Raw genomic sequence first — 9,337 nt, 5'->3', positions numbered from 1 at the left:
CGCGGCGCTCAGGGCGGCGGCAAGCGCGGCGGCGAAGGCGGCGGACGTGAGCCCGGTCTTGAGGGAACGCTGCATGAGATCTCCTTGTTGCATGGCAATACCGTGCATCCATGATGGCAAGCGATTGCGCGCCGCTGCAAGTTTCCCGATGTGTTTTCCTGTGTCGGCGGGCCACCACGGCCGCGGCCGCGCCCCCGGGGGCGCCCGGGAGGCCGCCCGGTAATGTTCTGCGCGATTTCGTAGCCCGCGCTGGCGGGCATGTTTCCGGAATTGTCGATAATGCGGCGCAGCCCGGGGGAGGTTCAGGAGACGGCCCCAGCCGCGAGGCGGTTTACGGGCCGAAATACAGGCGCGCGGGATTTTCCACCAGCAATCGGCGCAGCGTCTCCGCATCGCCGTAGGACGGCAGGATGTCGATCAGGTCGCCGTCGTCGGGAACTTCGCGCACATTGGGATGTGGCCAGTCCAGTCCCCATACGGCGCGGTCGCCCGCCACGTCGAGGATGCGGCGCGCAATGGGAACAACGTCGGCATAGGGCGGCGTGCTTCGGGACAGGGCGGCCGACAGCCTTTCCGGACCGCTGAGTTTGATCCAGGCGCGCGGATGTTCCAGCACGCGCAACAAGCTGGCCAGCGCAGGTTGACCCAGGCCGCGCTCCGCCATGACGCGGCCCATGTGGTCGATGACGAATGGCACGGGCAGCGCATGCAGAAAGTCTTGCATGGATGCCAGGTCTTCCGCATGGGCATGCAGTTGCACATGCCAGCCCAGACCGGCGATGCGATGCGCCATGCGCATCACCGCATCCAGGTCCGCAGAAGGGCCCAGGTGGGGCATGAAGTTGTAGCGCAGGCCTCGAACCCCCCCCGCATGCAGCGCTTCGAGTTCCTTGCTGTCCGCGTCATCGGCGGCCAGGGCCACGCCGCGGTAGCGCGAGGGATCGCGGCTGATGGCATCGAGCATGGCGCGGTTGTCGGTGCCATGGACGGTAGCCTGCACCAGCACTGCCCGGTCCACGCCCAGATGACGGTGCAGTCGCTGCAATGTTTCGATGGGCGCATCTGGCGGGTCATAGCGCCGTTCGGGGGCATAGGGAAAGCGCGCCGCGGGTCCGTAGACGTGGACGTGGGCATCGCAACTGCCCGGCGGCAGGGCGAAGGCGGGCGCATGCGGCGCGGGATGGGGCGGCGGAACGCGCTTCATGAAAGATCTCCTCTCGGGGGACGTGCGTCGAGTATGCCGGCGCCGCGGCAGGACGGGGTTGCGTTTGAGGAGCCGGGGCGATCGAATCCGTTTATGCGGGGACGGCCAGCAGGGCCTGAGCCCGCACTTCCTGGAGCAGGGCGTGGGCGCCTGGCGACAGCCGAGCGCCCGCACGCACCGTGACGCCAATCTCGCGCTGCATGCCATCCAGAGGGAAATCGAGCGCCTGCAGGCCCCCGCTGGCGACTTCATAGTGCATCTGATGGCGCGACAGAGCCGTCAACATATTGGAGTGCAGCAACAGTCCGCGCAGCGTGGCCAGGTCGGCCGTTTCGACCGATGGCTCGAGCAGGGGCTGGCCGTAGGCGCGGAAGAAATCGTTCAATTGATAGCGCAGCGGCGAGGAGGCGCGCGACAGAACCCAGGGATAGGCGCGCAGGTCGTCAAAGCCGATATCGCGCCGTGCGGCGAGGGGATGGCCGGTGCGGGCCAGCAGGACGATGTCTTCATGCAGCAGGACTTCGGTGCTGAGCGACTTGTCATGCAGCGGACGAAGCGCGCCGAGAATGAAATCCACCTCCGCGCTCAATAGCCCCGCGCAAAGATCCCCATACGGACTCTCCAGCGTCCGTATGCGCAGGCGAGGATGGCGGGCCAGCACCTCGGCGATCGCGCGCGGCAGCACCAGCGTGCGTATCAGGGGCAGGGCGCCGACGGTCACCACGCCCTCGATGGCGCCATTCAGGGCGGCGACATCGGCCTCGATATTGCGCAGTTCGGCCAGGACGCGCTTGAAGCGCATTACCCAGCGTTCGCCGGCCGGCGTGGGGATCATGCCGCGCGGCGTGCGCTGGAAAATCGGCTGCGCCAGGCATTGCTCCAGCCGCGAAATCGCCGCACTGACGGCGGGTTGGGTCAAGCCCTGCTGGTGGGCGACCGTGGACATGTGATGCACGTCGGCCAGCAGAGCGGCATTGGTCAGCCGTCCCGTGTGATACAGAACGCCCGGATTGCCTGTCCGGCCGCCGCGTTGCCGCGCTTCGTCAAGTACGGCCGCGAGCTCCGTCTGGATGCGTTCGGTGCGCACGCGCACCGTTTCGCCGGCGGCCGTCAGGAGCATGCCAGTGCCCTTGCGCTCGAACAGGGCGACGCCCAAGGCCGCCTCCAGCCGGTTGATGGCGCGGGTGACGGCGGAAGAGGCGCGATACAGCGCCTCGGCTCCGCGTCGCACGCCGCCGGCGGCGGCCACGACATTGAAGACATGGAGGTGGCGCAGGCTCAGGGGCGGGCGATCGCGAGGTTCCATATCGACGGAGAATCAGGGCTCATAAAAATATTAGAACGGTCATTCAGGCACAAGGCAACCCGGCCCATTGCCGGAAAGCCCATACTTTCGCAAAAAACATACTGCTGGATGGCTGGGAATGGAGACATCTGAAACAAACCAAATGCAGCACGCGGTGCCCTGCCTGTTCATGCGGGGCGGGACGTCCCGCGGGCCCTTCTTCAGGGCCCAGGACCTGCCCGCTGACCGTGCCAGCCGGGACGCCCTGTTACTGGCGGTCATGGGGTCGCCGGATGCGCGCCAGATCGATGGGCTGGGCGGAGCCCATCCCTTGACGAGCAAGGCCGGCATCGTGGGGCCGGGCCGCGAGCCGGGCGTGGACCTGGAGTTCCTGTTCGCCCAGGTGGCGGTCGATGAGGCAAAGGTCGATACCACGCCCAACTGCGGCAATATGCTGGCCGCCGTCGTGCCTTTCGCTCTGGAGACGGGCATGGTGGCGCCGCGAGGCCAGGTGAGCAGCTATCGCGTGCTGACCCTCAATACCGGCATGCTGTGCGACATCGAGGTGCAGACGCCGGGAGGCCGCCTGTGCTATCACGGCTCGGCGCGCATCGACGGCGTGCCGGGAACGGCGGCGCCCATTGCCATCAGTTTTCTGGACGCGGCGGGTTCGGTATGCAGGAGCCTGCTGCCCACCGGCAATGTCCTGGACCGCCTGCATCCAGCCGGGATGCCCGATATCGACGTCACCTGCATAGACAATGGCATGCCCATGGTTCTGATGCGCGCTGCCGATCTCGGGCGCCGCGGCGACGAAAGCGTGGCGCAACTCAACGCCGACGAGGAACTCAAGACGCGCCTGGAAGCTTTGCGCCTGCATGCCGGCGAGTTGATGGGCCTGGGCGACGTGCGCCGCAAGCCCTATCCCAAGATGTGCCTGCTTTCGCCGCCGGTTCGTGGCGGCAGCGTATCCACGCGATGCTTCATTCCTCATGTCTGCCACGACGCCATAGGGGTCTTGGCGGCGGTGACCGTGGCCACGGCCTGCGTGTTGCCGGGCTCCGTGGTCCAGGGCCTGGCGTGCCCGCCCGGCGGCACGAGGCAGCGCATATCGGTGGAACACCCTTCGGGGGAGTTCAGCGTCGAGCTCGACCTGGACGCATCGGGCAAGGTGGTTCGCGCCGCGCTGCTTCGCACGGCGCGCCTGTTGATGCGCGGCGTGGCCTACGCGCCGCGCGCCGTTTCTGGAGAATCAATTTGATTATCGATTGCCATGGCCACTACACCACGGCCCCCCAGGCGCTCGAGAACTGGAGAAAACGCCAGATCGCCGGCTTGAAGGACCCGTCGGCAGCGCCTCGCGTCAGCGATCTGCGCATCAGCGATGACGAGATTCGCGCATCCATAGAGATGAATCAATTGCGCCTGATGCGCGAGCGAGGGTGCGACCTCACCATTTTCTCTCCCCGCGCCAGTTTCATGGCGCATCACATCGGCAGTTTGGCTACCAGCCAGACCTGGGCGGCTATCTGCAATGAGCTGTGCTACCGCGTGGCCGCGCTGTTTCCCGATCATTTCGTCGGCGCGGCGATGTTGCCGCAGTCGCCCGGCGCCCCGATTGAAACCAGCCTGGACGAACTCAGGCGTTGCGTCGAGGAATACGGTTTCGTGGCGCTCAATCTCAATCCGGATCCCTCCGGCGGCCATTGGACCTCGCCCCCGCTCTCCGATCGCTACTGGTATCCCCTGTATGAGCGCATGGTGGAGTACGGCATCCCGGCCATGATCCACGTCAGCACTAGCTGCAATGCCTGCTTTCATACAACCGGCGCGCACTATCTGAACGCGGACACGACGGCCTTCATGCAATGTCTCGGTTCGGATCTGTTCAAGGATTTCCCGGATCTCAGGTTCGTCATTCCGCACGGCGGAGGAGCCGTGCCTTATCACTGGGGCCGATTCCGCGGCCTGGCGCAGGAAATGAAGAAGCCGCCGCTGGAAACGTGGCTGTTGGACAACTTGTATTTCGACACTTGCGTTTATCACCAGCCTGGTATCGATCTTCTGGCCCGCGTCATCCCGGTGAAGAACGTCTTGTTCGCCAGCGAGATGATAGGCGCGGTACGGGGCATCGATCCGCAAACCGGATTTCATTACGACGATACGCGCCGCTACATCGAGGCCGCCGGACTGAGCCGGGATGAGCGGCAGATGATTTACGAAGGCAATGCGCGGCGCGTGTATCCGCGGCTGGACGCGGCGCTGGCGCTCAAGGGGCTTTGAATGGAAGAACTGTTGAATACGGTGGGAGTGGTCAAACGCCGGATCGAAAGAGCCGACCCGGCAATGGTCGAGCGCCTGTCGGCCCATGGGGTGGCCACGGTGCATGAGGCCATGGGCAGGGCAGGACTGCTGGACGCTGCCATCCGGCCCGTGTACGAAGGGGCGCGGTTGTGCGGCACGGCCGTTACCGTGCTGCTGCAGCCGGGCGACAACTGGATGATGCATGTGGCCGCCGAACAACTGCAGCCGGGCGATGTGGTGGTGGCGGCCTGCACCAGCGATTGCCGCGATGGTTTCTTCGGCGAACTGCTTGCCACCAGTTTCCGTGCACGCGGGGCGAAAGGCTTGGTGATCGACGGCGGGGCGCGTGACGTGCTGGCGTTGCGCGAAATGGGTTTTCCCGTTTTCAGCAAGGCCATTTGCGCCCAGGGAACGGTCAAGGCGACGCTGGGGTCGGTCAACATCCCGGTGGTGTGCGCAGGCGTCCTGGTGCGGCCGGGCGATGTGGTGCTGGCTGACGCGGACGGCGTCGTCGTGGTGCCGGCTGTCCGGGTCGGACAGATCGCCGACCGCGCCGATGAGCGGCTGGCCAACGAGGCCCGCAAGCGCGAGCGCCTGGCCGCCGGCGAGTTGGGACTGGATATCTACGGAATGCGCGAGTCCCTCGCGCGCGCGGGACTGCGCTATCTGGACTGAGTCTGTCTCGCGCAACGAAAACAATATGGAGGAGACTATGAAGCGACGCGACTTCTTACGCAGCGGCGGCCTGGCGCTGGGCTCGCTGGCCTTGCCGGGGCGGGTGCTGGCGGCTTATCCGGATCGGCCCTTGCGACTGATCGTTCCTTTTGCGGCGGGCGGCAACATCGATGCGGTGGGGCGCATCATTGCCGCGGCCATCGGTCCCAGACTCGGCGTGCCGGCTGTCGTGGAGAACAAGCCTGGGGCCGGCGGCAGCATGGGCGCCGACATGGTGGCGCGCGCGCCGGTCGATGGGTACACGCTGCTGGTCGGTTCCAACGGGCCATTGACGGTGAATCCCTTCATCCAGGCCAAGATGCCGTATGACCCTCTCAAGGACTTCGCGCCGGTGGCCATGGTGGGCTATGTGCCGCATGTCCTGGTCGTCAATTCGCAGGTTGAGGCGCGCAACCTTGAGGAACTGGTGGCCCTGTCGCGCAAGCGAAGCATCAATACCGGAACCTCGGGCGTGGGCAGCGCCACTCACCTCACCCTGCTGCGCATCAACGCGGCGACGGGCGCGAAATTGGTCAATGTGCCCTACCGGGGCGGCGGAGCGCTGATTCCGGACTTGATGGGCGGCAGTATCGAGGCCACGGTCACGGAGTTTTCAACGGCCCTGCCTTTGCACAGAGCGGGCAAGGTCCGCATCGTCTCGATCGCGGCAGATCATCGGCTTGCCCTGGCGCCCGAACTGCCAACCCTGGCCGAAGCCGGCTACAAAGACCTGGCGGCGGCCAGCTATGCCGGCCTGCTGGCGCCGGCGCGCACGCCGGTCGATGTCCTGTCGCGGCTGCAGCGGGCCGTGGCCGATGGCGCGCACGATCCGGCGATCGAGGGCAAGCTCAGGGACTTCGGCGTGGAGGCCGCCTCCTCGCAGCAGGAAACCTCCGCGGGGTTTGCAGCTTTTCTCCGAGAGGAATACGCCCGCTCCCGCGATGCCGCCCAGCGCGCCGGCATCCGGCCGGAATAGATCGACGGAATACGGACGGGAGGTCGGCCGAGGCCGACCGGGGAGCATTGCTTGAAAGCGTTCAAGAAACTTTATGTGCAGGTATTGGCGGCGATCGCGCTGGCAATTGTTTTCGGTCTGGTCGATCCGCAGCACGCCAGGGCGATGAAACCGCTGGGCGAGGGTTTTATCGCGCTGCTGAAGCTGATGCTGGGACCCATCATCTTTTGTACAGTGGTGCATGGCATCGGCCATATCAAGGACTTTCGCAAGCTCGGCAGGTTGGGCCTGAAAACGTTCTTATATTTCGAGGTCGTCAGCACCATCGCCATGGTCGTGGGTTACGGCATTGTGAGCTGGCTCAGACCGGGCGACGGTCTGCATGCGTCTGTCCTGGCCGAGGCCGGCCACGGGGTCGACAAGGTGATCGAGGCCGGCGCGGCGGACTTTTCGCTGACGCATTTCTTGCTGTCCATCATTCCGCGCACGCTGGTCTCGGCCTTCGTGACCGGCGACATTCTGCCGGTGCTCTTCGTGTCCTTGCTGGCCGGCGGCGCTCTTGCCGTGGCGGCCAGACCCGACTGGGTGGCGTTCAAGCTGCTGGACGAGGCGCAGACGCTGGTGTTCAAGATGCTGGGCTTCATCATGCGTCTGTCCCCGCTGGGCGCCTTCGGCGCCATGGCGGCGGCCGTGGGCAGCCATGGCGGAAACACCCTGATCTACCTGCTGCGCTACATCCTGACCTATTACGCCGCGGCGCTGTTCTTCGTATTCGTCGTTCTGGGCCTCGTCGCCGCCAGCGCCGGTCTTTCCATCTTCCGGATCCTGTATGTGATCCGCGACGAGGCCGTGCTCGCCATGGGCACGGCGGCCAGCGAAGCCGCCTTTCCCCGGCTGGTCAGCAAACTCGGCCAGGCCGGGTGCGATGAAGCGGTGGTGGGTTTCGTCTTGCCGGCGGGCTATAGCTTCAACATCGACGGCGCCTCTCTGTACATGGCCTGCGGCATTGGTTTCATCGCCCAGGCAACCGACACGCCCTTGCCCTGGTCGCAGGCATTGGCCTTGCTCGCCGTGATGCTGGTGACATCCAAGGGTGGCGCGGGCGCGGCTGGAGGCGCCCTGGTCAAGCTGACGGCCACGCTGCAGTCCACCCGGGCGTTGCCTTTGTCCGGCGTGGGTTTGCTGTTCGGAATCGACCGGATCCTTGCCATCGCGACTTCCACCACCAATGTGATAGGCAATAGCGTAGCGGTGATGGTGCTTGCCAAGTGGGAAGGCCTGTTCGACCGCCAGAAATTCAACGCCTGCGCGCGCCGCGACGATTCAGGTTCGCGCGCGACGCTCAAGGCAAGCTCGTCTTGAGCACCGCATTTCTTTGGAGCGACTCATGCAAGAAAACATTCCGTCCGTGGCCGTCATCGGTTTTGGAGAAGTCGGCCCGATCTTTGCGCAGGCGCTGGGCGCCCGCGGCTGTGCCGTTGCCGTCTATGACATCAAGCTGGACGATCCGGCGGCTGCCGTCCTGATACGGGACAAGGCCGAGCGAGCGGGCGCCCGTGTGGCGGGGAGCCTGGCCGACTGCCTGAGGGGCCCGCAATGGGTATTTTCCGCAGTCACGGCCAGCCAGGCCGGCATCGTGGCGCGCGACGCTGCCGCGCATCTGGAAACAGGCCAGACATTCATCGACCTGAACTCGGTGTCGCCGAAGGCAAAGCAGGACAATTGCGCGCATATCGAGGCGGCGGGGGCGGACTATGTCGAATCCGCCGTCATGGCGCCGGTGCCGCCGCAGGGGGTGCGAGTGCCCATGTTGTTGGGTGGCCGGCGCGCTCGCGAGCTGTCGCCAGCGCTCAATGCCATGGGGATGCGCACCGAGGCTGTCGCCGATGAGGTCGGGCTGGCGTCGGCCATCAAGCTCTGCCGCAGCATCATGATCAAGGGCACCGAGGCCCTGTGTGTGCAATCCATGCAGGCGGCGCTGCATTTCGGCGTGGATCGTCGCGTGCTGGCTTCCCTGGCGGCCAGCTTTCCCGGCGTGGGCTGGGACAAGGGGTATGAGGCTTACCTGATCGGCCGCGTGGCAGAGCACGGACAGAGGCGGTCGGAGGAAATGCGCGAGGCCGCGGCCATGCTGGAGGAACTGGGGCAGGATTCCGGCCTGGCTACCGCCATTGCCGACGTGCACCAGGCCTTTGCAAGGCGCGGACGCGGCTGGCTGGGCGAGATGGACGACAGGGGCAGCCTGCCGGCATGGCGCCGCTTGCTGGCCTAAGCCAGCGCCAGGCCAGCAGCACCGCGCCGTGCATGGCCAGCATCACCACGCTCAGCACGCCCGCCAGCAGCGCGAAGGGCGCGAAGAGCTGGTAGAAATGGCCTTCGTACATGGGCCGCAGCGTTCCGCTCTCGAAGGTGAAGGGCACGCCCAGGATGACGTTGCCCATGGCCACGCCGAACACCAGCGAGGCCACCACGCCCGAGAAACAGAGCACGGCGTCCCAGCGGCTGCGCCAGCGCGTGCCTTCCATCTTGCTGCGGTACTTGAAGCCCACCGGACGCAGGATGAGCGCGATCAGCACCAGCATCATCGCCAGGTAGAAGCCCGAGAACGAGGCGGCGTACAGCAGCGGCCAGGCGGCGAAAATGGCGCCGCCCGCGGTAATCAGCCAGACCTGGTTGCCTTCCCAGACCGGCCCCACCACGTTGATGACGATGCGGCGTTCGGTGTCGGTCCGGGCCACCACGGGCAGCAGGGCCGCCACGCCGAGGTCAAAACCGTCCATGATGGCGAAACCGATGAGCAGCGCGCCCAGCAGCACCCACCAGATCACGCGCAGTGTCGCGTAGTCCAAAGGAATAAGGGTATCCATCTGCTATC

The 9,337-nt window shown here is 65.8% G+C and carries 8 protein-coding genes and 1 pseudogene; 6 read left to right on the top strand and 3 right to left on the bottom strand.

The window, feature by feature from the left end; all coding sequences use genetic code 11:
* Positions 1 to 331: 331 nt before the first annotated feature.
* Positions 332 to 1,204, bottom strand: coding sequence for an amidohydrolase family protein (locus AD428_RS01415; protein WP_053243873.1), 873 nt, complete (start codon positions 1,202 to 1,204; stop codon positions 332 to 334).
* Positions 1,205 to 1,295: 91 nt separating this feature from the next.
* Positions 1,296 to 2,510, bottom strand: coding sequence for a LysR family transcriptional regulator (locus tag AD428_RS01410; RefSeq protein ID WP_053243872.1), 1,215 nt, complete (start codon positions 2,508 to 2,510; stop codon positions 1,296 to 1,298).
* 118 nt (positions 2,511 to 2,628) lie between these two features.
* Between AD428_RS01410 and AD428_RS01405 the strand changes: the two genes are divergently transcribed.
* The 6 genes from AD428_RS01405 to AD428_RS24175 are packed head-to-tail and all read left to right on the top strand — an operon-like array spanning position 2,629 to position 8,734.
* On the top strand, positions 2,629 to 3,750 hold the full coding sequence (locus AD428_RS01405) for a 4-oxalomesaconate tautomerase (protein WP_369798670.1): 1,122 nt from the start codon (positions 2,629 to 2,631) through the stop codon (positions 3,748 to 3,750).
* The gene (locus AD428_RS01400; protein WP_053243870.1) at positions 3,747 to 4,772 is read left to right on the top strand and encodes an amidohydrolase family protein; all 1,026 of its coding nucleotides are present in this window, start codon (positions 3,747 to 3,749) and stop codon (positions 4,770 to 4,772) included. The genes AD428_RS01405 and AD428_RS01400 overlap by 4 nt, the downstream gene beginning before the upstream one ends.
* Positions 4,773 to 5,468, top strand: a complete 696-nt coding sequence (locus AD428_RS01395) for a 4-carboxy-4-hydroxy-2-oxoadipate aldolase/oxaloacetate decarboxylase (RefSeq protein ID WP_053243869.1) — start codon at positions 4,773 to 4,775, stop codon at positions 5,466 to 5,468.
* 37 nt (positions 5,469 to 5,505) lie between these two features.
* Positions 5,506 to 6,483 carry a Bug family tripartite tricarboxylate transporter substrate binding protein gene (locus AD428_RS01390; RefSeq protein WP_053243868.1) on the top strand — a complete coding sequence of 326 codons (978 nt, stop codon included), beginning with the start codon at positions 5,506 to 5,508 and terminating at the stop codon, positions 6,481 to 6,483.
* A 51-nt stretch (positions 6,484 to 6,534) separates the two neighbouring features.
* Positions 6,535 to 7,824, top strand: a complete 1,290-nt coding sequence (locus AD428_RS01385; protein WP_053243867.1) for a cation:dicarboxylate symporter family transporter — start codon at positions 6,535 to 6,537, stop codon at positions 7,822 to 7,824.
* A 46-nt stretch (positions 7,825 to 7,870) separates the two neighbouring features.
* Positions 7,871 to 8,734 (top strand): DUF1932 domain-containing protein, encoded by an 864-nt coding sequence (locus AD428_RS24175; RefSeq protein WP_235488778.1) that lies wholly within the window; start codon positions 7,871 to 7,873, stop codon positions 8,732 to 8,734.
* Here AD428_RS24175 and cydB read toward each other — a convergent pair.
* Positions 8,721 to 9,329, bottom strand: a pseudogene (gene cydB / locus AD428_RS01375) (cytochrome d ubiquinol oxidase subunit II); the annotation flags it as partial. The gene AD428_RS24175 and the pseudogene cydB overlap by 14 nt on opposite strands.
* Positions 9,330 to 9,337 lie beyond the last annotated feature (8 nt).

This window comes from Achromobacter sp. DMS1 (assembly GCF_001270295.1).
This window is presented reverse-complemented; position numbering and strand designations above follow the sequence as displayed.

What these genes read in the sequence shown, in the direction of transcription:
- AD428_RS01395 (WP_053243869.1), top strand. Translation starts at nt 4,773, where the DNA reads ATGGAAGAACTGTTGAATACGGTGGGAGTGGTCAAACGCCGGATCGAA.
- AD428_RS01390 (WP_053243868.1), top strand. Translation starts at nt 5,506, where the DNA reads ATGAAGCGACGCGACTTCTTACGCAGCGGCGGCCTGGCGCTGGGCTCG.
- AD428_RS01410 (WP_053243872.1), bottom strand. Translation starts at nt 2,510, where the DNA reads ATGGAACCTCGCGATCGCCCGCCCCTGAGCCTGCGCCACCTCCATGTC.
- AD428_RS01415 (WP_053243873.1), bottom strand. Translation starts at nt 1,204, where the DNA reads ATGAAGCGCGTTCCGCCGCCCCATCCCGCGCCGCATGCGCCCGCCTTC.
- AD428_RS01405 (WP_369798670.1), top strand. Translation starts at nt 2,629, where the DNA reads ATGGAGACATCTGAAACAAACCAAATGCAGCACGCGGTGCCCTGCCTG.